Origin of the sequence: Pseudomonas sp. ADAK7 (genome assembly GCF_012935675.1) — a bacterium.
Lineage (GTDB): Bacteria > Pseudomonadota > Gammaproteobacteria > Pseudomonadales > Pseudomonadaceae > Aquipseudomonas.
In genome coordinates this window covers 2,286,440-2,311,470 of sequence record NZ_CP052861.1, presented here as the reverse complement: position 1 = coordinate 2,311,470, position 25,031 = coordinate 2,286,440, and the positions used below count along the sequence as shown (strand labels likewise).

At 60.4% G+C, this 25,031-nt stretch carries 16 protein-coding genes and 1 other RNA gene; 9 read left to right on the top strand and 8 right to left on the bottom strand.

The features are described 5' to 3' along the window. Positions 1–136: 136 nt before the first annotated feature. The gene (locus HKK53_RS10705; protein ID WP_169370799.1) at positions 137–2,536 is read left to right on the top strand and encodes a sensor domain-containing diguanylate cyclase; all 2,400 of its coding nucleotides are present in this window, start codon (positions 137–139) and stop codon (positions 2,534–2,536) included. Positions 2,537–2,665: 129 nt separating this feature from the next. Here the strand turns inward: HKK53_RS10705 and dacB are convergent, their stop codons facing one another. Then, the gene (dacB, locus tag HKK53_RS10700) at positions 2,666–4,126 is read right to left on the bottom strand and encodes a D-alanyl-D-alanine carboxypeptidase/D-alanyl-D-alanine endopeptidase (RefSeq protein WP_169370798.1); all 1,461 of its coding nucleotides are present in this window, start codon (positions 4,124–4,126) and stop codon (positions 2,666–2,668) included. A 235-nt stretch (positions 4,127–4,361) separates the two neighbouring features. Here dacB and HKK53_RS10695 point away from each other — a divergent pair, with 235 nt between their 5' ends. Continuing rightward, positions 4,362–4,706, top strand: coding sequence for a YggL family protein (locus tag HKK53_RS10695; RefSeq protein ID WP_133836711.1), 345 nt, complete (start codon positions 4,362–4,364; stop codon positions 4,704–4,706). Between the two features lie 114 nt (positions 4,707–4,820). On the opposite strand, the gene HKK53_RS10690 is transcribed toward HKK53_RS10695, so the two are convergent. Then, on the bottom strand, positions 4,821–6,014 hold the full coding sequence (locus HKK53_RS10690) for a benzoate/H(+) symporter BenE family transporter (protein ID WP_169370797.1): 1,194 nt from the start codon (positions 6,012–6,014) through the stop codon (positions 4,821–4,823). A 359-nt stretch (positions 6,015–6,373) separates the two neighbouring features. Here HKK53_RS10690 and HKK53_RS10685 point away from each other — a divergent pair, with 359 nt between their 5' ends. Further along, positions 6,374–7,138, top strand: a complete 765-nt coding sequence (locus tag HKK53_RS10685; protein ID WP_123403281.1) for a GntR family transcriptional regulator — start codon at positions 6,374–6,376, stop codon at positions 7,136–7,138. A gap of 251 nt (positions 7,139–7,389) precedes the next feature. Here the strand turns inward: HKK53_RS10685 and guaD are convergent, their stop codons facing one another. The 4 genes from guaD to xdhA form a co-directional block, all read right to left on the bottom strand. Further along, the gene (gene guaD, locus HKK53_RS10680; protein WP_169370796.1) at positions 7,390–8,694 is read right to left on the bottom strand and encodes a guanine deaminase; all 1,305 of its coding nucleotides are present in this window, start codon (positions 8,692–8,694) and stop codon (positions 7,390–7,392) included. An 8-nt stretch (positions 8,695–8,702) separates the two neighbouring features. Continuing rightward, positions 8,703–9,548 carry a xanthine dehydrogenase accessory protein XdhC gene (xdhC, locus tag HKK53_RS10675; protein ID WP_169370795.1) on the bottom strand — a complete coding sequence of 282 codons (846 nt, stop codon included), beginning with the start codon at positions 9,546–9,548 and terminating at the stop codon, positions 8,703–8,705. Between the two features lie 125 nt (positions 9,549–9,673). Next, on the bottom strand, positions 9,674–12,070 hold the full coding sequence (xdhB, locus tag HKK53_RS10670; protein WP_169370794.1) for a xanthine dehydrogenase molybdopterin binding subunit: 2,397 nt from the start codon (positions 12,068–12,070) through the stop codon (positions 9,674–9,676). Beyond that, a complete protein-coding gene (gene xdhA, locus HKK53_RS10665; protein WP_169370793.1) occupies positions 12,063–13,517 on the bottom strand; it encodes a xanthine dehydrogenase small subunit in 1,455 nt (484 codons plus the stop codon). The genes xdhB and xdhA overlap by 8 nt, the downstream gene beginning before the upstream one ends. 266 nt (positions 13,518–13,783) lie before the next feature. Here xdhA and HKK53_RS10660 point away from each other — a divergent pair, with 266 nt between their 5' ends. The 6 genes from HKK53_RS10660 (at position 13,784) to ffs (ending at position 23,227) form a co-directional block, all read left to right on the top strand. Beyond that, a complete protein-coding gene (locus HKK53_RS10660) occupies positions 13,784–14,443 on the top strand; it encodes a GntR family transcriptional regulator (protein ID WP_169370792.1) in 660 nt (219 codons plus the stop codon). A gap of 2 nt (positions 14,444–14,445) precedes the next feature. Further along, a complete protein-coding gene (gene smc, locus HKK53_RS10655; RefSeq protein WP_169370791.1) occupies positions 14,446–17,934 on the top strand; it encodes a chromosome segregation protein SMC in 3,489 nt (1,162 codons plus the stop codon). Between the two features lie 259 nt (positions 17,935–18,193). After that, positions 18,194–19,048: a cell division protein ZipA gene (zipA, locus tag HKK53_RS10650; RefSeq protein ID WP_169370790.1), complete on the top strand. Its 855-nt coding sequence runs from the start codon at positions 18,194–18,196 to the stop codon at positions 19,046–19,048. 127 nt (positions 19,049–19,175) lie between these two features. Next, positions 19,176–21,536, top strand: coding sequence for an NAD-dependent DNA ligase LigA (gene ligA, locus HKK53_RS10645; RefSeq protein WP_169370789.1), 2,361 nt, complete (start codon positions 19,176–19,178; stop codon positions 21,534–21,536). Positions 21,537–21,685: 149 nt separating this feature from the next. Further along, on the top strand, positions 21,686–22,849 hold the full coding sequence (locus tag HKK53_RS10640; RefSeq protein ID WP_169370788.1) for a zinc-binding metallopeptidase family protein: 1,164 nt from the start codon (positions 21,686–21,688) through the stop codon (positions 22,847–22,849). 281 nt (positions 22,850–23,130) lie between these two features. Continuing rightward, positions 23,131–23,227, top strand: an RNA gene (ffs, locus tag HKK53_RS10635) — signal recognition particle sRNA small type. Positions 23,228–23,413: 186 nt separating this feature from the next. On the opposite strand, the gene HKK53_RS10630 is transcribed toward ffs, so the two are convergent. Both HKK53_RS10630 and HKK53_RS10625 read right to left on the bottom strand, forming a co-directional pair. Then, positions 23,414–24,322: a DUF2167 domain-containing protein gene (locus HKK53_RS10630; protein ID WP_169370787.1), complete on the bottom strand. Its 909-nt coding sequence runs from the start codon at positions 24,320–24,322 to the stop codon at positions 23,414–23,416. Between the two features lie 147 nt (positions 24,323–24,469). Then, positions 24,470–24,784 carry a helix-turn-helix domain-containing protein gene (locus HKK53_RS10625; RefSeq protein WP_007933342.1) on the bottom strand — a complete coding sequence of 105 codons (315 nt, stop codon included), beginning with the start codon at positions 24,782–24,784 and terminating at the stop codon, positions 24,470–24,472. Between the last annotated feature and the right edge of the window lie 247 nt (positions 24,785–25,031).

Here is a 25,031-nt window from a genome sequence, read left to right as displayed (position 1 = left end):
ATCTGATTGGATCCACAGAGCCTTGATTTTTAAAGGCTCTTGGATACTTTCAGCGCTGGTCAAATTAGTGGCTAATAGCTATAACTCAAGCACGGCCAATGGGCTTTTCCGGCACCTGGCGTTTTGAGTTGCGTTTATGTCGTTGCACGCCGTGCGCCCCAAGATCCTGGGTTTTATCAGCGAAGATGTCTCGGCCTGGCTGGTCGCGATATTGGTATTGCTCGCTGGCGGGATCCTCACGGGATTGCTGGCGTGGGGCACGCTGAATCTGTTTCACCATCAATTGCGGCAACGCTTCCAACTGCTGGCCAGTGAGCGTTACAGCCGTATCGAAGAACGTTTCGAAGATCAGGAACAGCGCCTCGACGGCCTGCGCCGGTTCTTTGCCAATTCCGAGTCGGTGTCCCGCGCCGAATTCGACGGTTACACCCAACCTTTATTGCATCGCACCCAGGCGTACTCGTTTGCGAAACGGGTGTACGGCGACGAGCGGCCGGCGTTCGAGCAAGAAGTGCGCAGCCAAGGGGTGAGCGACTTTTCCATCCGAGAACTCAACGCTGCCGGTGAATTGCAACTGGCGGCGGAGCGCGATGAATACGTGGTGGTGCTGTACAGCCAGACGCAAAGTCGACTCGGCTCGCCGCTGGGCTACGACTTGCTCGCCCAGCCGTTGCGCCGTGCCACCCTGGAACGGGCGGACGCGCGCGGTGGCATGGCGGTTTCGCAACCGATGCACCTGGTGAATGTCGAACCGGCCTATGCCCGCGGTGTGTTGCTGGTAGCGCCGGTGGTTCGACGTGAAGGCCTGCAAGCACCGACGACCAAGTCGTTCGGTTACGTCATGGCCGTGATCAGCATGCGCCAGTTGCTCGCCGACGGGTTGCCGGAGGCCGGACGCGATTATCTGACGGTGCGCATCCTCGATCTCTCCACCAACGATCAACACGAAGTGCTGTACGAATCGGCGAAGCCACCGGCGGCCAGTGAGCTGTCCGCGAGTCGCTTGCTGCGCCTGGCCGACCACGACTATCAAGTGGACATCCAGCCCAGCGAAGCCTTTGTGCAGGCCAACCACTCTTCGGCGAGCAGCCTGGTGGTGCTCGGCGGCTTGCTCAGTCTGTTGCTCAGTGCCTTGCTCTACGTGCTGGTCAGCCAGCGGCAACGGGCGCTGAAATTGGTCGAGCAACGCACCGAGGAACTGCGCGCCCGCGAGCAGGAACTGCGCGGCACTCACGGCCAGTTGCGCGGCGTGCTGAATGCGGCGACCCAGGTGGCGATCATTGCTACCGATCTGCGCGGGGTCATCAGCACCTTCAACGCCGGCGCCGAGCAAATGCTCGGTTACACCGCGGCCGAGGTAGTGGGACACATGACCCTGGAAAACCTGCACTTGCCCCGGGAACTGGTGGCGCGCTCGGCGGAGTTGAGCGCGCGTTACGGCAAGCTGATCCCGACCTGCCAGGCGATGCTGGTCGAGGGTGGCGAAGAGGGTGGTCATGAAGCCCGGGAATGGACTCTGGTGCGCCAGGATGGCAGCCACCTGACGGTGAATATGTTGGCGACACCGGTGCTGGATGAGCAAGGTCTGTGGGTCGGGCACCTGGCGATCTGCATCGACATCACTGAGCGCAAGCGCGTTCACGAGGCCCTGGCAGCGCGGGACTTGCTGCTGAAGAAACTCAGCGCCCATGTGCCCGGCGGCATCTACCAGTTCAAGATGGAATTCGACGGACGCTTCAGTGTGATCTATGCGAGTGACGGCATCCGCGACATCTATGAGCTGGAACCGGATGTGTTGCTGCTCAACGCCGAAGCGATCTTCACCCGGATTCATCCCCAGGATTCGACCCGGGTCCGCGCCTCGATCCGCGCCTCGGCCGACACCATCAGCCCCTGGCGCGAGGAGTATCGTGTGCAACTGCCGGTGGGCGGCCTGCGCTGGGTACGGGGCGAGGCGACTCCAGAGGAACTGCCCGGCGGCGGCGTGCTCTGGCACGGCTACATCTCGGACATCTCCGATCTCAAGCGCGTGGAAGAGGAGTTGCGCGCGCTGTCGGTGACCGACTCCTTGACCGGCATTCACAACCGCCGCTATTTCCAGGAGCGCCTGACCATGGAAATGGCCCGGGTCGAACGCGGTGGCGGCGAATTGTCGGTGATCATGCTCGACATCGACCACTTCAAACGCATCAACGACCAGCATGGCCACGCCGTGGGCGACCGGGTGTTGCAGGCAGTGTGCGAGCGCATTGGTCATCGCCTGCGTCGCACCGACGTATTCTGTCGCCTGGGTGGCGAGGAGTTCATGGTGCTGTGCCCGGACATCAACGGCGAACACGCCCATGTCCTGGCCTTGCAGTTGTGGCAAGCGTTGCGCAGCTCACCGATCGACGGCGTCGGTACGGTGACCGCCAGTTTCGGGATTGCCAGTTGGCAGGTCGGCGAGGGCGCGGACGCGCTGTTGCTGCGGGCGGATTCGGGGGTGTATGCGGCGAAGCAAGCGGGCAGGGATCGGGTTGAAGCGCAACACTCGTAGGAGCAAGGCTTGCCCGCGATGATGATCGTTCCCTGCAGCCCGGGACGCTCCGCGTCCCATCCAAAAGCGGACGCAGAGCGTCCAATGAGGCATTCCCACGCAAAGCGTGGGAACGATCAAGTGGAGGGGTTACAACACTGAGGCGGTCGCCGGGACTTTAGGCTGGCGATACAAATCCAGCAGTACCTGATCCAGCACCGAAGACGCACCAAACGGGGCCTTGTCGTTGAGGATTGCCACCACCGCCCAGGTGTTGCCATTGATGTCGCGGCTGAAGCCGGAGATCGCCCGCACGGTATTCAACGTGCCGGTCTTGATGTGGGCTTCGCCGCGCATCGCGGTGGTCTTCAGGCGTTTGCGCATGGTGCCGTCGGTACCGGCTATCGGCAGCGAACTGATGAACTCGGCAGCGTACGGACTGCGCCACGCGGCTTGCAGCATGCCGGCCATCTCGCGGGCGCTCACCCGTTCGGCGCGGGACAGGCCGGAGCCATTTTCCATTACCAGATGCGGCGCGGTGATGCCTTTCTGGGCCAGCCACTGGCGCACGATACGCTGGGCAGCCTTGGCATCATCGCCGTCAGCCTCATTGCGAAACTTTTGACCCAGGCTCAGGAACAGCTGCTGAGCCATGGTGTTGTTGCTGTATTTGTTGATGTCGCGAATGATTTCCGCCAGGTCTGGCGAGAAGGCCCGCGCCAGCACCTTGGCATCTTTCGGCGTCGATCCCAGCACATCCTTGCCCTGGATACTGCCGCCCAGTTCTTTCCAGATCGCCCGTACGGCGCCGGCGGTGTAGGTCGCGTGGTCGAGCAGTGACAGGTAAGTCTGCGAGCTGCAGCCTTCGCCCAACTGGCCGCCAACGGTCACGGTCACGCTGCCGTCGGGTTGGGTCACCGGGTTGTAGCGCACGCCACCGGTGCACTGCTTGGAGTTGATCGCCTTGACCTGATTGTCGATGTTGATCGTCGCAATCGGCGGCTCCACCGACACCAGCACCTTGCCGTTGTCGTTGCGCGCGACAAAACGCAGGGCCTTGAGGTTGACCATCAGCGAGTCAGGCTTGACCAGGAACGGTTTGTTCTCGTCATTGCCGTCGTCGTTGAACTCGGGCAGTTGCGGTTGCATGAAGAAGCCGCGGTCCAGCACCAGGTTACCGGTGATTTGGGTCACGCCGTTGGCCCGCAGATCGCGCATCAGCAGCCAGAGTTTTTCCATGTTCAGCTTCGGATCACCGCCACCCTTGAGGTAGAGGTTGCCGTTGAGGATGCCGCCGTTCAGGGTGCCGTCGGTGTAGAACTCGGTTTTCCACTGGTGGTTCGGGCCGAGCATTTCCAGGGCCGCGTACGTGGTGACCAGTTTCATGGTCGAGGCCGGGTTGACCGAAACGTCGGCGTTGAAAATGGTCGGGGTGCCGGGGCCGTTGAGCGGGAGCATCACCAGGGACAGGGCGTTGTCCTGCAACTTGCTGGCCTTGAGGGCCTTTTCAACGTTGGGCGACAGCGCGGTATTGATCGGAGCGGCAGAAACCGGGAGGGCCAGGGGCAGGAGAAGGCTGGCAAGGAGCAGTGGGCGCAAAGATTTGATCATATGAAGTAAAACCCTACGGGCGAGGGGGAAAAAAGGCGAGGGCATGAAGATAAAATCCCTCAGTGGTCATGAAAGTGTCGGCATTATGCCCCAAGGTGACGTGGCTTGTGCCGTGCCCCGGCCTTCTAATCCGCTATTTTTTTACCGACGGTAGGTTGGCCACTACCGTGGAACGGGCAATTGGCGCCTTAAACTGCTAAAGTGCCGCCCGTTATTACTTATGAGGATTGTTCCAATGGCGACTAACCGTTCCCAGCGTCTGCGCAAAAAACTGTGCGTCGATGAATTTCAAGAGCTGGGTTTCGAACTGAACCTGGATTTCAAAGAAGATTTGGCTGATGAAGCCATTGATGCTTTCCTCAACGCGTTCCTGAAAGAAGCGATGGAAGCCAACGGTCTGGGCTATGTTGGCGGCGACGACTTCGGTCTGGTTTGCCTGCAGAAGCGTGGCTCGGTGTCCGAAGAGCAGCGCGTTGCAGTTGAAGCCTGGCTCAAAGGCCGCAGCGAACTGACCGAAGTCACCGTCAGCCCGCTGCTGGACGTCTGGTACCCGGAAAAGCCGATCAATCCGGTAGCTTGATGTCATAAGAAACGGCGACCCATGGGTCGCCGTTTTTTTATGCCCGATTTTTGTAGGAGCAAGGCTTGCCCGCGATGGCGCACCTGAGATCGCCATCGCGGGCAAGCCATGCTCCTACAGGGCCTTGCGCCAATTCAAAATCACCAACGTCAAAACCCCCGCGACTATCCCCCAGAACGCCGATCCGATGGAAAACAGCGTCAACCCCGACGCCGTGACCATAAAGGTGATCAACGCTGCTTCCCGCTCCTTCACTTCGCTCATGGCAATGCTCAGGCCATTGATGATCGAGCCGAACAGCGCCAACGCCGCAATCGATAGCACCAACTCCTTAGGCAACGCGGCAAACAACGCCGCCAGCGTCGCGCCGAACACCCCGGCAATCCCGTAGAAAATCCCGCACCAGACCGCGGCGGTGTAGCGCTTGTTGCGATCTTCATGGGCATGCGGCCCGGTGCAGATCGCCGCGCTGATCGCCGCCAGGTTGATGCCGTGGGAGCCAAACGGCGCCAGTAGCAGCGAGGCGATGCCGGTGGTGGTGATCAGCGGCGAGGCTGGCACGTTGTAGCCGTCGGCACGCAACACCGCGATACCCGGCATGTTCTGCGAGGTCATCGCCACCACGAACAGCGGAATGCCGATGCTGATGGTCGCCGCCAGGGAAAAGTGCGGCGTAGTCCAGACCGGCGTCGCCAGTTCCAGATGGAAACCGCTGAAATCCAACAATCCCATGAACCCCGACAGCGCGGTGCCGATCAACAGCGCGGCGAGCACCGCGTAACGCGGCGACAGACGCTTGACCACCAGGTAAGTGAAGAACATCCCCAGCACCAGCGCGGTACGATGCTGGGCGGCGACGAAAATCTCGCTGCCGATCTTGAACAGAATCCCCGCCAGCAGCGCCGCCGCCAGTGACGCCGGAATCTTTTTCACCAGCCGTTCAAAGCTGCCGGTCAAACCACAAATCGTCACCAACACCGCACAGGTAATGTAGGCGCCGATGGCTTCGCCGTAGGTGACACCGCCCAGGCTGGTGATCAGCAACGCCGCGCCGGGGGTCGACCAGGCGATGGTGATCGGCGTGCGGTAACGCAGGGACAGGCCAATCGAACACACCGCCATGCCGATGGAAATCGCCCAGATCCACGAGGAAATCTGCCCGCTGCTCAGGCCCGCCGCTTGCCCGGCCTGGAACATCAGGACCAGGGAACTGGTGTAGCCGGTCATCATCGCGATGAAACCGGCGACGATGGCCGAGGGTGACGTGTCGGCGAGGGGGCGCAGTTGCGTGTGCGTTGCGTCGTTCATGACCGCGGTGTTCCTTGTTCTGGTGAAGATGTCCGGCGCAACGCGATCCCTGTAGGAGCGAGGCTTGGCCGCGAAGGCGTCATGTCAGTCGATATCAATGTTGAATGACACGACGCCTTCGCGGGCAAGCCTCGCTCCTACACATGAATCGTGTTGAGGCGGCGGATTCCGGGTTCAAGCCTAAACTCAAACGTAACGCATCGTTGCAATACAGCCATGGCCGCAAACAGCCATACAGTCGTGTTGCCACCATCCATTGTGTACAATCGCGGTGTTTTTTACGCGATACTTGCCAGCGACCCTCTGTGCCGTATTACAGTCACGGTCTATTCGCCGCAGTTCTCCCGACTCGAGTGCCCATGAACGAACAGTTGCAGCCCCTAAAGAAACAACCGCGAGCAGGCAAAGCCGGCCGCAGCGGTACCCAGGACGATATTGTCTACGCGCATATCTTCGAGGCCATCCTCGAACAGCGCCTGGCGCCCGGCACCAAGTTGAGCGAAGAAGCGCTGGGGGAAATTTTCGGGGTCAGCCGCACCATCATTCGCCGCGCGCTGTCGCGCCTGGCCCATGAAGGCGTGGTGTTGCTGCGGCCGAACCGTGGCGCGGTCGTCGCCAGCCCGAGCGTCGAAGAGGCCCGTCAGGTGTTCCTCGCCCGTCGCTTGGTCGAGCGCGCAATCACTGAACTCGCGGTACAGCACGCCACCGCCGAGCAAATTGCCGAATTGCGGCAGATGGTCAACGACGAGCGCGACAGCTTCTCCCGTGGCGATCGCGGCGCCGGTATCCGTCTGTCGGGCGAATTCCACCTGAAACTGGCCGAAGCGGCGAAGAATGCGCCGCTGATCAGCTTCCAGCGCAGCCTTGTGTCCCAGACCTCGTTGATCATCGCCCAGTACGAAAGCGGCAACCGCTCGCACTGTTCCTACGATGAACACACGCAGTTGATCGATGCGATTGAAGCGCGCAACGGTGAGTTGGCGGTGGATTTGATGATGCATCACATGGATCACATCGACAGCAAACTCAACCTCGACGAAGAAAGCGCGTCGGATGATTTGCACGCGGTGTTCTCGCATTTGTTGCAGACCAAGAAACCGGGTAGGTCTTCCGCGAAAATCTGACGGCCCGACGCTGATCGTTCCCACGCTCCGCGTGGGAATGCCTCAACGGACGCTCCGCGTTCGGCTTTGGATGGGACGCGGAGCGTCCCGGGCTGCATTCCCACGCGGAGCGTGGGAACGATCAACGATCAAAAAATCCCCCGCAACCATCGATTGCGGGGGATTTTTTTTGCCCGGGAAGCCTTAACGCTGATCTGATCGTTCCCATGCTCCGCGTGGGAACGATCAGTCGATCAGGCCCGGTAAATACCTTAACGCTGATGCACCCGTTTCCCCGCCGCATACGTCTGCAACACCGTCCGGTCATCCCCCAACGTCATCAACACAAACAACGTCTCGGCAATGTTATTGGCCTGCTTCAGGCGATAGCTGAGCAGCGGCGTGGCGTTGTAATCCAGCACCAGGAAGTCCGCGTCAGTGCCCGCATGCAACGTCCCGATCTTGTCTTCCAGGCGCAGTGCCCGCGCACCACCGAGGGTCGCCAGGTACAGCGATTTGAACGGGCTCAGCCGCGCGCCCTGCAACTGCATGACTTTGTACGCTTCGTTCAGGGTTTGCAGCAGCGAGAAACTGGTGCCGCCGCCAACGTCAGTACCCAAGCCGACATTCACTTTGTGCTTCTCGGCCATCGGCAGATTGAACAAACCGCTGCCGAGGAAGAAGTTCGAGGTCGGGCAGAAGGCAATCGCCGAACCGGTTTCTGCCAACCGCGCGCACTCGTCGTCGCACAGGTGCACGCCGTGGGCAAACACCGAGCGCTCGCCGAGCAACTGGTAGTGATCGTAGACGTCGAGGTAGCCCTTGCGCTCCGGGAACAGCTCCTTGACCCACTCGACTTCCTTGAGGTTTTCGCTGATGTGGGTCTGCATGTACAGGTCTGGGTATTCACCGAGCAACTGGCCGGCGAGGGTCAGTTGTTCCGGGGTGCTGGTCGGGGCAAAACGCGGGGTGACCGCGTAGTGCAAGCGGCCCTTGCCGTGCCAGCGCTCGATCAACGCCTTGCTTTCGACGTAGCTGGATTCGGCGGTGTCGGTCAGGTAGTCCGGTGCGTTGCGGTCCATCATCACCTTGCCGGCGATCATCCGTAGATCCAGTTGCTGCGCGGCCTCGAAGAACGAGTTCACCGATTGCGGGTGCACGCTGCCGAAGACCAACGCGGTGGTGGTGCCGTTGCGCAGCAGTTCCTTGATGAAAATGTCCGCCACTTCATCGGCGTGGGCCTTGTCGGCGAACTGGCTTTCGCACGGGAAGGTGTAGGTGTTGAGCCAGTCCAGCAGTTGCTCGCCATAAGCACCGACCATCCCGGTTTGCGGCAAGTGAATGTGCGTATCGATCAGGCCCGGGGTGATCAGCGCATCCTGGTAATGGGTGATCTCGATGTCGGCCGGCAGGGTCGCCAGCAATTCAGTGGCGTGACCGATGGCGCTGATCTTGCCGTTTTCGACCACCAGCAAACCGTCTTCGAAATACTCATAGGAGGCTTCGATTCCGACTTCGGCGGGGTCGGCGATGCTGTGCAGGATGGCGGCACGGTAGGCTTTGCGAGTCAGAGGCATGTCAGTTCTCAGTTGGAGGCTTGGCTGCGGCGTGAAGCGGGCAGCAGTTTGGCAATCGATGATCCGGCGCTGGCAGTCTGCTGGCCGAAATTCGCGTTATAGGTGGCGATGATTTCGCCGGCGATGGAGATGGCGATTTCCACAGGCAACTTGCCTTTGACTTCGCCGATGCCCATCGGGCAGCGCATGCGTTGCAGCACGCTGCTGTCAAAACCGCGGTCACGCAGGCGATGTTCGAACTTCACCCGTTTGGTCTTCGAGCCGATCAGGCCGAAGTAGGCGAAGTCGTTGCGCTTGAGGATCGCGGCGGTGAGTTCGAGGTCGAGCTGGTGGTTGTGGGTCATGACGATGCAGTAGCTGCCGACGGGCAGGTCGTCGACTTCATCCACCGGTTCTTCGGTGACGATTTTACGCACGCCGTGGGGGATCTGTTCCGGGAACTCCGCTTCCCGGGAATCGATCCAGCGCACCCGGCAGGGCAGGCTGGCGAGCAGCGGCACGAGGGCGCGGCCGACATGGCCGGCGCCGAACACGGCGATCTGCGCCTGGACCTGGCCCATCGGTTCGAACAGCAACACCGTCGCGCCGCCGCAGCACTGCCCCAGGCTGGCGCCGAGGCTGAAGCGCTCCAGATGGGTGTCCTGCTTGCCGCTAGCGAGCATCTCGCGGCCGATCTGCATGGCCTTGTATTCCAGATGCCCGCCACCGATGGTGTCAAAGGTCTGGGTGGCGCTGATGACCATCTTCGAACCGGCATTGCGCGGCGTCGAGCCGAGCTCTTCGATGATGGTCACCAACACGCAGGGTTCACCCCGGGATTGCAGGTCGGCGAGGGCGTCGATCCAGTTGTACATGTTTCACCTCTCAAGATCGTTCCCACGCGGAGCGAAGGAATGCATCTCTGGACGCTCCGCGTCCGCTGTTTACGATGCGACGCAGAGCGTCGCGGGCTGCATTCCCACGCAGAGCGTGGGAACGATCAAACCACCACCTCGGATTCGGCTTCCTCGGTTTTCACCGCCTTCAACTGCCGCATCTGCTCACAGCCCCACAACACCCGCTCCGGGGTCGCCGGCGCGTCGATCTTCGGTTGATGCTTGTAGTCACCGAGACTGGCCACGGCATCCTTGATCGCACACCACGAGGCGATGCCGAGCATGAACGGCGGCTCGCCGACAGCCTTGGAATGGAACACCGTGTCTTCCGGGTTCTTGCGGTTTTCCACCAGCTTCACCCGCAGGTCCAGCGGCATGTCGGCCACGGCCGGGATCTTGTAGCTCGCCGGGCCGTTGGTCATCAGTTTGCCTTTGTTGTTCCACACCAGTTCTTCCATGGTCAGCCACCCCATGCCCTGGATGAAACCGCCCTCGACCTGGCCGATGTCGATCGCCGGGTTCAGCGAGGCGCCGACGTCGTGAAGGATGTCGGTACGCAGCATCTTGTACTCGCCGGTCAGGGTGTCGACGATCACCTCGCAGCACGCCGCGCCGAAGGCGTAGTAGTAGAACGGCCGACCACGGGCCTGACTGCGGTCGTAGAAGATTTTCGGGGTCTTGTAGAACCCGGTGCTCGACAGCGAAACCTGGGCGAAATACGCCTGCTGGATCAGCGCTTCGAAGGTCAGGATATGGTCGCGAACCCGCACATGACCGTTGTGGAATTCCACGTCTTCTTCGCTGACCTTGTACTGGCGGGCAGCAAATTCCACCAAACGTTTTTTGATGATTTCTGCGGCGTTCTGCGCGGCTTTACCGTTCAGGTCGGCGCCGCTGGATGCCGCGGTCGGCGAGGTGTTCGGCACCTTGTCGGTGTTGGTCGCGGTGATCTGCACGCGGTCCATTTCCACCTGGAACACTTCGGCCACGACCTGCGCGACTTTGGTGTTCAGGCCCTGGCCCATTTCGGTGCCGCCGTGGTTCAAGTGGATGCTGCCGTCGGTGTAGATGTGGATCAGCGCACCGGCCTGGTTGAGGAAACTGGCGGTGAAGGAAATGCCGAATTTGACCGGGGTCAGCGCCAGGCCTTTTTTCAGGATCGGGCTGTTGGCGTTGTAGCGGCGGATCGCTTCGCGACGCTCGGCATACTGGCTGCTTTCTTCCAGTTCGGCGGTCATTTCTTCGAGCATGTTGTGCTCGACGGTCTGGTAGTAATGGGTGACGTTGCGCTCGGTCTTGCCGTAGTAGTTGGCCTTGCGCACCGCCAGCGGATCGACGGCCAGATGCCGGGCAATCGCGTCCATCACTTCTTCGATGGCGACCATCCCTTGCGGGCCGCCGAAGCCACGGTAAGCGGTGTTCGACGCAGTGTTGGTCTTGCAGCGATGACCGTTGATGGTCGCATCGCCGAGGTAATAAGAGTTGTCGGCGTGGAACATCGCACGGTCGACAATCGACGCCGACAAGTCCGGCGAGCAACCGCAGTTGCCGGCCAGTTCCAGGGCGATGCCGTGCAGGCGACCGGTGCTGTCGAAGCCGACGTCGTACTCGACGTAGAACGGGTGACGCTTGCCGGTCATCAGCATGTCTTCGACCCGTGGCAAGCGCATCTTGGTCGGTTGGCCGGTGAGGTGCGCGATCACCGCGCAGAGGCACGCGGGGCTCGCGGCCTGGGTTTCCTTGCCACCGAAACCACCGCCCATGCGGCGCATGTCGACGACGATTTTATTCATCGACACGTCCAGCACTTCGGCGACCAGTTTCTGCACTTCGGTCGGGTTTTGTGTGGAGCAGTAGACGATCATCCCGCCGTCTTCAGTCGGCATCACCGAAGAGATCTGGGTTTCCAGATAAAAGTGTTCCTGGCCGCCGATGTGCAGCGTGCCCTGAATGCGGTGTTCAGCGGTGGCCAACGCGCCGGCCGAATCGCCGCGCTGATGGGTGTGGCTGTCGAGTACGAAGTGGCGTTTGCGCAAGGCTTCCACCACGTCCAATACAGGCTCGAGATCCTCGTATTCGATGATCGCGGCCATCGCGGCTTTGCGCGCGGTTTCCAGGTCTTTCGCCGCCACCGCGAGCACCACTTGACCGACGAATTGCACATCGTCGATGGCCAGCAGCGGATCGCCCGGCAGCAGCGGGCCGATGTCTTTCAGGCCCGGTACGTCTTTGTGAGTGATGGCGATGCGCACGCCGTCAAAGGCGTAGCAGGGCTGGGTGTCGATGCTGATGATTTTCGCGTGGGCGCGGTCCGACAGCCGTGCATAAACGTGCAACTGGTTCGGAAATTCCAGGCGATCGTCGATGTATTGCGCTTCACCGGACACGTGCTTGGCGGCGCTGTCGTGCTTGACGCTGCGGCCGACACCGGTGGTCAAGTCCTTGGCGAACAGTTCAGCCAGTTCGGCTTGGGTCTTCTCTACAGCGTGATGATTAGACATAAGCGGTCACCCGAGTCTCGATGTGCGGCGTTTGCAGTTCGATGAAGTATTTGCGCAGCAGGTTTTGCGCGCTGAGCAGGCGGTATTCCTTACTGGCGCGGAAGTCCGAGAGCGGCGTGAAATCTTCGGCCAGGGCGGCGCAGGCGCGTTCGACGGTGGCGTTGTTCCATTGCGCGCCGAGCAACACGGCTTCGCAACTTTTCGCGCGTTTTGGCGTGGCGGCCATGCCGCCGAAGGCGACGCGGGCATCAGCGACAACACCGTTGTCGATGCGCAGGTTGAACGCGGCGCACACGGCGGAAATGTCATCGTCCAGACGCTTGGAAACCTTGTAGGCACGGAACAGTTGTTCGGCGCTGGCGCGGGGCACGATGATCTTTTCGATGAACTCGCTTTCCTGGCGCGCGGTGACCCGGTAATCGATGAAGTAATCCTCGATGGCCAGGGTGCGGCGGGTTTCGCCTTTGCACAAAACGATCTGCGCGCCCAGGGCAATTAGCAGCGGCGGCGAGTCACCAATCGGTGAGGCGTTGCCGATGTTGCCGCCCAGAGTTCCTTGGTTACGAATCTGCAGGGAAGCGAAGCGTTGCAGCAATTCGCCGAAGTCCGGGTATTCGCTTTTCAGCGCGTCGTAGCAGTCGGAGAGGGCGGTGGCGGCGCCGATTTCCAGGCGATCGTCGAAGCGTTCGATGCGCTTCATCTCGGCGACGTTGCCGACGTAGATCATCACCGGCAGGGTGCGGTGGAACTGCGTGACTTCCAGCGCCAGGTCCGTGCCGCCGGCCAGCAGGCGGGCTTGTGGATAAGCGTCGTAGAGGTCGGCCAGGTCGGCCACGGTCAGCGGCACCAGGCAGCGCTTGTCGCCACTGTTGAGTTCGCCGATGTCGGTGGGGGCGATGGCCTTCAGGCGGGCGATGGTGTCGGTTTCGCGCGCATCGAACTGGTCCGGTTGCTTGCCGCAGCAGGATTGTTCGGCGGCTTGCAGGATCGGCCGATAGCCGGTGCAACGACAGAGGTTGCCGGCCAGCGCTTCGTGGGCTTTATGGGAGTCGGGTTCGTCGCTGTTCTTTTGCAGGGCGAACAGCGACATCACGAAGCCGGGCGTGCAGAAGCCGCATTGCGAGCCGTGGCACTCGACCATGGCTTTTTGCACGCTGTGCAGTTCGCCCTGGTGCTTGAGGTCTTCGACGCTGATCAGTTGTTTGCCGTGCAGCGACGAAACGAACGTCAGGCACGAGTTGAGGCTGCGATAGCGAATGTGTTCGCGGCCATCGTCATCCGTTTGCAACTCGCCGACCACCACAGTACAGGCGCCGCAGTCGCCGCTGGCGCAGCCTTCTTTGGTGCCGGGTTTGCCCACATGGTCGCGCAAGTAATTGAGCACGGTCAGGTTCGGGTCCAGGGCGTGCTCGCTACGGAGTTCCTGGTTTAGTAAAAACTGGATCACGGAAGGCCTCGCAGACTCATTATTGTTGTTAACCGATTGAGCCGAATTTATCAGGTCTGACTTTTCGGTCAATGATTTTCTGACTTAAAGGTCAGGAAAACCCGTTTTGGCGATCAACAGCGCGTTCCATCAGTATTGACCCTCACGGGTTAGCCTGCTTTTTTGCTTAATTCGTGCCAAAAACCGCCGGGTGGGCACTCCGCCATGACATACCAAGTGCGCTACACTGCGCCGCTTGTGCAGATCGAAGAGTTTGAAGGACAACCATGACGTTCAAGGCGCCGGACAGCCTCGCCGAGCAAATTGCTCACCACCTCGCCGAACGCATCATTCGTGGCGAAATGAAGCCGGGAGAGCGCATCCAGGAACAGAAGGTCACGCTGGCCCTCAATGTCAGCCGCGGTTCAGTCCGTGAGGCCTTGCTGATCCTCGAGCGTCGCCACCTGATCGCGATCCTGCCGCGACGGGGCGCCCATGTCACCGAACTCACCGCGCACAAGGTCCAGAGCCTGTGCACGCTGATGAGCGAGCTCTACATCTTGCTCGGCAACGCCGTGGCCAACGGTTGGCAGGTCCAGGCCGACCTGGCGCCGTTCGTGCAGATCCAGCAGCGCCTGGCCGCCAGTTACGAGCGCCAGGACATTCGCACGTTCGTCGACGACAGCTTCAGCGTGATGCGTGCCGCGTACCCGTTCGCCAACAACCCGTACTTGCAGGAAACCGTCGAGAATCTGCAGCCGGCCATGAGCCGCGCGTATTTCCTCGCCCTGGAACAGCGCAAGGCCGAGATGAGCGAATTCCTGGAGCTGTTCGAACGCCTGCTCGCGGCGGTGATCGCCCGTGACTTTCCGCAGATTCGCGAGGTGCTGACGGCGTATGCCCAGCGCAGCTGCGATCTGGTGGTTTCCGCCCTGACGGTCGCTTAAGCGTGCGGCTCAAGTGCATCAAACTGGCGGGGTTCAAATCCTTCGTCGACCCGACCACGGTGAACTTCCCCAGTAACATGGCGGCGGTGGTCGGGCCCAATGGTTGCGGCAAGTCGAACATCATCGATGCCGTGCGTTGGGTGATGGGCGAGAGCTCGGCCAAGAACCTGCGCGGCGAGTCGATGACCGACGTCATCTTCAACGGTTCCACCAGTCGTAAACCGGTGAGCCAGGCCAGCATCGAATTGGTATTCGACAATTCCGACGGCACCCTGGTCGGCGAATACGCCGCTTACGCGGAAATCTCGATTCGCCGCAAAGTGACCCGCGACAGTCAGAACAGTTACTTCCTCAACGGCACCAAATGCCGTCGTCGCGACATCACCGATATCTTCCTTGGCACCGGTTTGGGTCCACGCAGCTACTCGATCATCGAGCAGGGCATGATCTCCAAGCTGATCGAAGCCAAGCCCGAAGACTTGCGTAACTTTATTGAAGAAGCGGCGGGGATCTCCAAGTACAAGGAGCGTCGGCGCGAGACTGAAAACCGCATCCGCCGCACCCACGAAAACCTTGCGCGCCTGACCGACCTGCGCGAAGAGCTTGAGCGTCAACTTGAGCGCCTGCATCGTCAGGCCGAGTCGGCCAAGAAGTATCAGGAATATAAAGGCGAGGAGCGGCAGCTCAAGGCGCAACTGTCGGCGTTGCGCTGGCAGGCGTTGAACGAACAGGTCGGCCAGCGCGAAGCGATCATCGGCACCCAGGAAATCACTTTCGAAGCCTTGGTCGCCGAACAACGCAACGCCGATGCTGCGATTGAACGCCTGCGCGATGGTCACCACGACCTGTCCGAACGCTTCAATCTGGTGCAGGGGCGCTTCTATTCGGTCGGCGGCGACATCGCCCGGGTCGAGCAGAGCATCCAGCACGGCCAGCAGCGTTTGCGCCAGTTGCAGGACGATTTGAAGGAAGCCGAGCGCGCGCGTCTGGAAACCGAATCGCACTTGGGTCATGACCGCACCTTGCTGCTGACCCTCGGCGAAGAGCTGGACATGCTCACGCCGGAGCAGGAAGTCACCAGCGCCGCCGCCGAAGAGGCCGCCGCCGCGCTGGAAGAATCCGAAACCACCATGCATGCCTGGCAGGAGCAGTGGGACACGTTCAACCTCACCGCCGCCGAGCCCCGTCGCCAGTCCGAAGTGCAGCAGTCGCGGATCCAGCAGCTGGAAACCAGCATGGAACGCCTGGCTGATCGGCAGAAGCGTTTGGGCGAGGAGCGCGCGTTGCTCTCGGCGGACCCGGAAGACGCGGCGATCATGGAGCTCAGCGAGCAACTGGCTGAATCCGAAGCGACGCTTGAGGATTTGCAGACCAGTGAACAGGCTCAGGTCGAACGGCTTGAGCAACTGCGTCAGGAATTGCAGCTGGCTTTGCAAAATCAGCAACAGGCCCAAGGCGATTTGCAGCGCCTCAACGGTCGTCTCGCGTCGCTGGAAGCCTTGCAACAAGCCGCGCTCGATCCGGGCACCGGCACGGCCGAATGGTTGCGTGAACAGAATCTGGCGGACCGTCCGCGCTTGGCCGAAGGCTTGAAGGTTGAAGCCGGTTGGGAGCTGGCGGTGGAAACCGTGCTCGGCGCCGACCTGCAAGCAGTGCTGGTGGATGACTTTGGCGATTTCGATCTGGCCGGATTTGCCCAGGGCGATCTGCGCTTGCTCAGCCCCGCCAGCGATGGCGTGCGCGTGGCCGGCAGCTTGCTCGACAAGGTCGAGGCGCAGATTGATCTGTCGCCGTGGCTGGGGCAAGTCAAGCCTGTGGATAACCTCGAACAGGCCTTGGCCCTGCGCAGTCAGTTGGCGCCCGGTGAAAGCCTGATCAGCCGTGATGGCTACTGGGTTGGCCGGCACTTTTTACGCGTGCGTCGCGCCAGTGAAGCGGAAAGCGGCGTGCTCGCCCGTGGCCAGGAAATCCAGAACCTGGGCATCGAGCGCGAAGAGCGCGAAGCTACGGTCGAAACCCTGGAAACCGAATTACAAAACCTGCGGGCACAGCAGCGTCAGCAGGAAAACGGTCGCGAACATCTGCGCCGTCTGCTGCAAGACGAAGCCCGTCAGCAAGGTGAATTAAAAGCGCAGTTATCCGCCGGCAAAGCCAAGGCCGAACAACTGACCCTGCGCCGCACCCGCCTCGATGAAGAGCTCACCGAGCTGGGCGAACAGCGCGCACTTGAACACGAAAACATCGGCGAGGCGCGCCTGCAATTGCAGGAGGCCCTCGACAGCATGGCGCTGGACACCGAGCAACGCGAGTTGCTGCTGGCCCAGCGCGACAGCTTGCGCGAGCGCCTCGATCGGGTGCGTCAGGAAGCCCGGCAGCATAAGGATCACGCGCATCAACTGGCGGTGCGCCTGGGTTCGCTCAAGGCGCAGCACGATTCGACGCGTCAGGCACTTGAGCGTTTGGAGATGCAGTCCGAGCGCCTGACCGAAAAGCGCGAGCAACTCAGTCTGAACCTGGAGGAGGGCGAAGCGCCGCTGGAAGAGTTGCGGTTGAAGCTTGAGGAATTGCTCGACAAGCGCATGACCGTCGACGAAGAACTCAAGACCGCGCAAATGGCCATGGAAGATGCCGACCGCGAATTGCGTGATGCCGAGAAGCGCCGCAATCAGGCCGAGCAACAATCGCAATTGATCCGCGGCCAACTCGAACACCAGCGCATGGAATGGCAAGCCCTGACCGTGCGCCGCAAGACCCTGGAAGATCAGTTGCTGGAAGACGGCTACGACCTGCACGGCGTGATCGCGACCCTGGTCGCCGAGGCCAACGAGAAGGAGGCCGAGGAAGAGCTGGAGCGCATCGCCGCGCGCATTGCGCGTCTGGGCGCGATCAACCTGGCGGCCATCGACGAATACACGCAACAATCCGAGCGTAAACGTTATCTGGATGCGCAGAACGACGATCTGGTGGAAGCGCTGGACACGTTGGAAAACGTGATCCGCAAGATCGACAAGGAAACCCGAAACCGCTTCAAAGATACCTTTGATCAGATCAATGCCGGAATACAGGCCCTTTTCCCAAAAGTTTTCGGTGGAGGCAGCGCGTATTTGGAACTGACGGGCGAAGATCTACTCGATACAGGGGTAACGATCATGGCGCGGCCGCCAGGAAAGAAGAACAGCACCATCCATTTGCTCTCCGGCGGCGAAAAAGCCCTGACTGCATTGGCCCTGGTTTTTGCGATCTTCAAGTTGAACCCGGCGCCGTTCTGCATGCTCGATGAAGTTGACGCGCCACTGGATGACGCTAACGTTGGACGCTACGCACGGCTGGTCAAAGAGATGTCGCAGACGGTGCAGTTCATCTATATCACCCACAACAAAATCGCCATGGAAATGGCTGATCAACTGATGGGGGTGACGATGCACGAACCGGGTTGCTCACGCTTGGTGGCAGTGGATGTCGAGGAGGCGATGGCGCTGGTGGATGCCTGAGTCGCAGGCTTGTAGGACAAGTATCACGGGGTTGTCAGACCTTTTTACTTGTATTTACTTGCTGGCCAATCGACATATTCGCTCAAGCCATTGTGACAGACGGTGTAAAGTTGCCTTTGGTCGTGCTAGTTTAATGTCAATTTTTCGTATACGTGGGCAAAACGCCTGTCAGAACATAGAGTTGGCGCCACGTTTTAAAGCGGTTTGCACGTTGTAAACCCCTTATTTTTCAGCATTTTTTATAGAGGCACGGGATTACATGGAAATCGGTCTGCGCGAGTGGCTGATCGTCATCGGCATTATTGTCATTGCCGGTATTCTTTTCGATGGCTGGCGTCGCATGCGCGGCGGCAAGGGAAAACTTAAATTCCGTCTTGACCGAAGTCTGTCCAACCTGCCGGACGAGGACACCAGCGCCGAGCTGTTGGGCCCGCCTCGGGTGCTGGACACCCATAAAGAGCCGCAACTGGACGAGCACGATTTGCCGTCGGTGAGCATGCCGGCTCGGGAAACCCGTGAGTCGGGTTCCAAGCGCGGCAAGCGTGGCCATGGCGAGCCTTCCCAGGGCGACATGAACCTCAGCCTGGACCTGGACGGCGGCCCGAGCTTCAGCAGCCGTGACGACGACTTCCCGGATGACAGCAAGTCCTCGCCTGCGGTCAGCGACAAGGAACAACCGCAAGCCGAAGAAGTGCTGGTGATCAGCGTGATCTGCCGCGACGCTGCCGGCTTCAAGGGCCCGGCTCTGTTGCAGAACATTCTGGAAAGCGGCCTGCGCTTCGGCGAGATGGATATTTTCCACCGCCACGAAAGCATGGCAGGTAACGGCGAAGTACTGTTCTCCATGGCCAATGCGGTCAAGCCTGGCATCTTTGATCTGGACGACATCGACCATTTCAGCACCCCGGCGGTGAGCTTCTTCCTCGGCCTGCCAGGCCCGCGTCATCCGAAGCAAGCCTTCGACGTGATGGTGGCTGCGGCACGCAAGCTGTCCCAGGAGCTGAATGGTGAACTCAAAGACGACCAGCGCAGCGTGCTGACCGCCCAGACCATTGAGCACTACCGTCAGCGCATCGTTGAATTCGAACGTCGCGCCCTGACCCAGAAGCGTTGATCTGTAGGAGCCAGGCTTGCCGGCGAAGGCGATCTCCAATACGCCTTCGCCGGCAAGCCTGGCTCCTAGAATGATTTGTATAGATTGAGCAGCCTCGGCTGCTCTTTTGCTTTATGAGAGAACACCCATGACCGCCGCCAAAACCCGCATTCTAGAGCTGCGCGCTGAGCTGGATCAGCACAACTATCGCTATCACGTGATGGACGAGCCGAGCATTCCGGACGCCGAGTACGACCGGTTGTTCCACGAGCTCAAGGCCCTTGAAACGGCCAATCCCGAACTGATCACCAGCGACTCGCCGACCCAGCGCGTCGGCAGCGCAGCATTGTCGGCATTCACCCAGGTGCGCCACGAAGTGCCGATGCTCAGCCTCGGCAACGCCTTCGAAGAAACCGACATGCGCGAGTTCGATCGCCGGGTGACCGAAGGCCTCGACCTGCCGGCCGGCGACTTGTTCGGTGGCGGCGCGGCGGTGGAATACAGCTGCGAACCCAAGCTCGATGGCCTGGCGGTCAGCCTGTTGTATCAGGACGGCGTGCTGGTGCGCGGCGCCACGCGCGGCGACGGCACCACTGGCGAAGACATCAGCGTCAACGTGCGCACCGTGCGCAATATCCCGCTCAAGCTTCACGGCACCGGTTGGCCGGCGACCCTGGAAGTGCGCGGCGAAGTGTTCATGTCCAAGGCCGGTTTCGAACGGCTCAACGCCACGCAACTGGAGGTCGGCGGCAAGACCTTCGCCAACCCGCGTAATGCCGCGGCCGGCAGCTTGCGTCAGTTGGATTCGAAGATCACCGCCAACCGCCCGTTGGAGTTCTGCTGCTACGGCATCGGCCAGATTTCCGCTGATATTGCCGACACCCACATTGGCAATCTGAAGCAGCTTCAGGTCTGGGGTATGCCGATCAGCCATGAAATGAAGCTGGCTCACGGCATCGATGAATGCCTGGACTACTACCGCGACATCGGCGAGCGCCGTAACGCGCTGGGCTATGAAATCGATGGCGTGGTGTTCAAGGTCAACAGCATTGCTTCGCAGCGTGAGCTGGGTTTCCGCGCGCGCGAACCGCGCTGGGCGATTGCCCATAAATTCCCGGCGATGGAAGAGCTCACCGAGCTGCTCGACGTGGAATTCCAGGTTGGTCGGACGGGCGCGGTGACGCCGGTCGCGCGCTTGAAACCGGTCAAGGTCGCGGGCGTGACCGTGGCCAACGCAACGTTGCACAACATGGACGAAGTCGCGCGCTTGGGCTTGATGATTGGCGATACGGTGATCATCCGTCGCGCTGGCGATGTGATTCCGCAAGTAGTGCAAGTCGTGCTTGAGCGCCGTCCGGAGAATGCCCGACCGGTACAGATTCCCGAGAAGTGCCCGGTGTGCGGTTCCCATGTCGAGCGCACGCAACTGGTCAAGCGCAGCAAGGGCCGCGAGACCGTCAGCGAAGGCGCGGTGTACCGCTGCGTCGGGCGCCTGGCCTGCGGTGCGCAACTCAAGCAAGCGATCATCCACTTTGTCTCCCGTCGCGCCATGGACATCGAAGGCCTGGGCGACAAGAGCGTCGAGCAACTGGTCGACGAAGGCCTGGTGAGTTCGCCGGCCGATCTGTATGCCCTGAAGTTCGAAGACATTGTCGACCTGGAAGGCTTTGCGGAGCTGTCGAGCAAAAAACTGCTCGGCGCCATCGAAGACAGCAAGCAGCCAAGCCTGGCGCGCTTCATCTACGCCCTCGGTATTCCCGATGTCGGCGAAGAGACGGCCAAGGTACTGGCGCGCTCCCTGGGTTCGCTGGAGCGGGTTCAGCAGGCGTTGCCGCAAGTGCTGACGTACTTGCCGGATGTCGGTCTGGAAGTGGCTTACGAGATTCACAGTTTCTTTGAAGATGCGCATAACCGGCAGGTGATTGCGGATTTGCTCAAGCATGGTTTGCAGATTCAGGATCAGGGCGAGTTGGGCGCGGAGTTTTCCGCGAGCACCACGCTGGGCGGTTTCCTCGACAAGCTGCACATTCCTTCGGTGGGGCCGGGCGGGGCGCAGAAGCTGGCGGACAAGTTTGGCTCGTTGGAAGGGGTGTTCCAAGCGGATTGGCTGGATATGCGTCAGGCCTTGCCGGAGAAGCAGGCGAACTCGGTTCGGGATTTTTTCGCCGTTGAAGAAAATCGCCACATTGCTCAAGCCGCCGAGAAGCAGTTGCGTGATTTCGGCATGCACTGGTTGAGCGAAAAGAAAGTCGTCGAAGGTTTGCCGCTGGCCGGGCAGACCTGGGTGCTGACCGGTTCGCTCGAACTGATGAGCCGCGATGTGGCCAAGGACAAGCTTGAGAGCCTTGGGGCGAAGGTCGCGGGTTCGGTGTCGGCCAAGACCCATTGCGTGGTGGCGGGGCCGGGGGCGGGCTCCAAGTTGGCCAAGGCCAATGAACTGGGCTTGAAAGTGCTGGATGAAGAGGCGTTTGTCGAGTTTCTGAAGCAGCACGGTATTTCGGTCGAGTGATCGTTCCCACGCTCCGCGTGGGAATGCCGCCATGGACGCTCCGCGTCCCTGTGACGCGGAGCGTCACTTGAAGCATTCCCACGCAGAGCGTGGGAACGATCGGCTAGCTGAAATGATCTAGTCTTGGCACCCCTCAGGGAGAGTTCGCCATGTACCGTTTCTTCGAACAGCTCAGTTCCCGCATCGCCGCGCCCTTCATCGGCGAGAGCTCGCGCAACAGCAAGGTCTGGCATTGCCGCTGCGGGCAGTCGCTGTTCTTTCGCAACAGCCAGTGCCTGGCCTGCTCGGCGGCGTTGGGCTATCAGCCGGAACAAAGTCGTTTGTCCTCCCTGCAGCCCGGCCCGCAAGCGGACACTTGGTTGCTCGACGCCGATCCCGAGGCGGGTGTGTTTCGCCGTTGCGCCAATCTCGATACCCCGGCGGCCTGCAACTGGCTGCTGCCGGCCAACGACCACGATGCGCTGTGCATCGCCTGTAGCCTGAACCACACCATTCCTGATCTATCGATCCCCGAAAATCCTGAGCGCTGGCGCAAGGTCGAGACGGCCAAGCGGCGATTGGTCGCGCAACTGGTCAGCCTCGGTTTGCAAGTGATCCCGAAAACCGTGGACGAAAAAACCGGCCTGGCCTTCGATTTCATCGGCATCGACCTCGAAGGCAAGCCGCCGACCACCGGCCACGCAAACGGCCTGATCACCCTTGATATAAAAGAAGCCGACGACGCTCACCGCGAACAGGTTCGAGTGCAGATGCACGAACCCTATCGCACGCTGCTCGGGCACTTTCGCCATGAAGTCGGGCACTACTACTGGGACCGATTGATCGCTAACAGCCAATGGCTGGAGCCGTTTCGTGGGTTGTTCGGCGACGAGCGCGCCAGCTATGCCGATGCACTTGAGCGCCACTACCTACAAGGCGCGCCGCTGGACTGGCAGCAGCATTACGTCAGCGCCTACGCGACCATGCACCCCTGGGAAGACTGGGCCGAAACCTGGGCGCACTACCTGCACATGATGGACGCCGTGGACACCGCCCTGGGCTTTGGCATGAGCGCCCGGGAGATGGACTTCGATTACCAGCCATTCCCTTCCAGCACCCTCTATGACCCCCAGCATCCCGGCGGCGTGGCGTTCCTGTCGTTCGTCAATGCATGGATCGAACTGGCCGGCATGCTTAACGAGTTGTCCCGCAGCATGGGCCAGCCGGATTTCTATCCGTTCGTCCTGCCACCAGCGGTGATCGCCAAGCTGCACTTTATCCATCTGGTGATCCAGCAGGAGGGCGGTCGGGCGGATGAGGTGTTGGTGCAATAGGCACGACGCAACCTGTGTAGCAGCTGGCGAAGCCTGCGTTCGGCTGCGAAGCAGTCGTAAAATCCAGCGCCGCGGTTTTCCAGGCAAACTGTGTGTGCCTTATTAGCGACTGCTGCGCAGCCGAACGCAGGCTTCGCCAGCTGCTACACGGCGGGTTTTCGGGGACTTCGCATGTCCTTGACCTGATTCATATTTTTAATCTGGATCGAACGGTTGTAACTTCGTCTCAGATAGGTACAATGGCGCCGTTCGCCGTCAGGTGAATGTCGTTATGGTGACTCCATCGGTCCCCCCGCAACGATTACCCGTGAACCTGGTCAGATCCGGAAGGAAGCAGCCACAGCGGGAACATTGTGTGCCGGGGTGTGGCTGGTGGGGTTGCCTCCATAACGCCCATGTCCTCGGAGTCGAGGCTGGCGCGCGCAATACCCTTCGATACGCCTCTTTCTAAAATTCTTTTATTTCTGTTTGCCTGTTGCGCTGTCCTGTGGCGGTTTTGTCTCGCCTGCCGTTTGCGTATTCCGCGCTGCCGGCATCACCCGGCAGCTCGGAAAGACATTCGCTTTACGTTTTATTGCGGCTGAACAACTTGCGCACGAAGCCTGCAACCACCACCAGCCCTATGATCACGAACTTCTTCGCCGCCAGCAGGAAGATGCCGATCTTGGCAAACAACCCGGCCTTGGCCGCCAAACCGCCACCCACCAGTGCCGCCAGGCCATAAGACGCCAGTTTGTCGGTGGCAGGGCTGTAGTCGGTGTACAGGTTGCCGTCGGTGAAGTTGGTGAAGGCGATGACTTTCGGCAGTTCCTGCTTGATCATCGGCAGGTCCGCCATGGCGGCGACCGCGTTCAATTCCAGAACGCCTTTGCGACCGAGCACCCGAATGCTGTAGTTCAGTGTGCTGCCCTCGGCGTCGTCGGCTTTCAGCTCCCGCGCCCAGTACATTTTGTGGCTGGCTTCGTCGTAATGCGGTTGCTCGGCCCAGCCCAGCAGATGCAGAGCGGCATAGCCCTGCTTCTGGCGCTCTTTGTTGTCTTCTTCATCTTCTTCCTGCATTTGCTTGAGCAGGTCGGCGTAGTCGATTTTCGCCGCGTCTTCGTCGGAGACATGCCCGTCGTCCTTGTAGCTGACGATCACGCCCCAGCCGCTGGCGGTCAGCGGGTTCACGGCTTTGGGAATGATCATGCCCAAGGTCTCGTGGCCGGGCGGGTTGCCCCAACCTTCAGTCAGCAAGCGCTCGGTGTCTTTCGGATCGAGGTAGTAAAACTCGTCATTGAGTTTCATCGTCGCAATGCCGGAGGGCAGGGTGATGGTGCCGTGCTGCTTCTTGAGGCTGGCGAGAAACTGTTCGGGTGTTTGCTCGACCTGTGCCGCTTCAACGGGTGCTGGCTGGGCAGCTTTGGCCGCTTGTGCGGGGTTATGCAGGGCGCACAGCAGTGCAGCCATTAAGAATGGGCGGAGGTGTTTCATCGTAGTCCCTTACATTTTGAATTAATTTCGTGCAAGGATATCGGATGGCCATTATTGACGCACGCTCTTCGAGACTAATTCTGGCGTCCGGATAAACAAAAGGCAGGAATGTCGTTTTCGACAAACCTGCCTTTTTTATTACTGGCACTAAGGCTTGGACAAGGCCTGGTCAACCGCTGCGATCAGCTTTCCCAGATCCTTCGGGGTGGCTTTATGTATGACGCTGAACAGGTACGCCCGCTGCTCGTCTTCATCGCCCAAATCTGCGAAAAACGCTTTCAGCTTCACGCCCAGCACATCGGCAAGCAGGAACAATGCTTCCACGCTGGGGGTATAGGTGCCGGTTTCGAAGCGGCTGATGGTTTTGGGGTCAAAACCGGTTTTTTCGCCGAGTTCAGCCTGAGTAAGCCCCGCGACCTTGCGATAGCGTCGGATGGCCGGACCCAAACTTGAAATTTGCATCGCTCAATTCCCATTTAGAATCAAGAACTTAACGATAGATTTTTGCATTAGACAACTGCATGATCCATCACCTTGCTTTGCAAAATGTGATGCATTTCGTAGAATCGCCGCTCGAAGGGGGCATTTGGTGACCTGCTTTCAGAAGTTGAGGCGATAAGAAACAGCCTGCATTGCGTTCCAATGTCGGCTGTGCGGAGAAGCCAAGCGTGGCTCGGATGCCTTGCAAAACGTTACCTGGGTCGCTGTT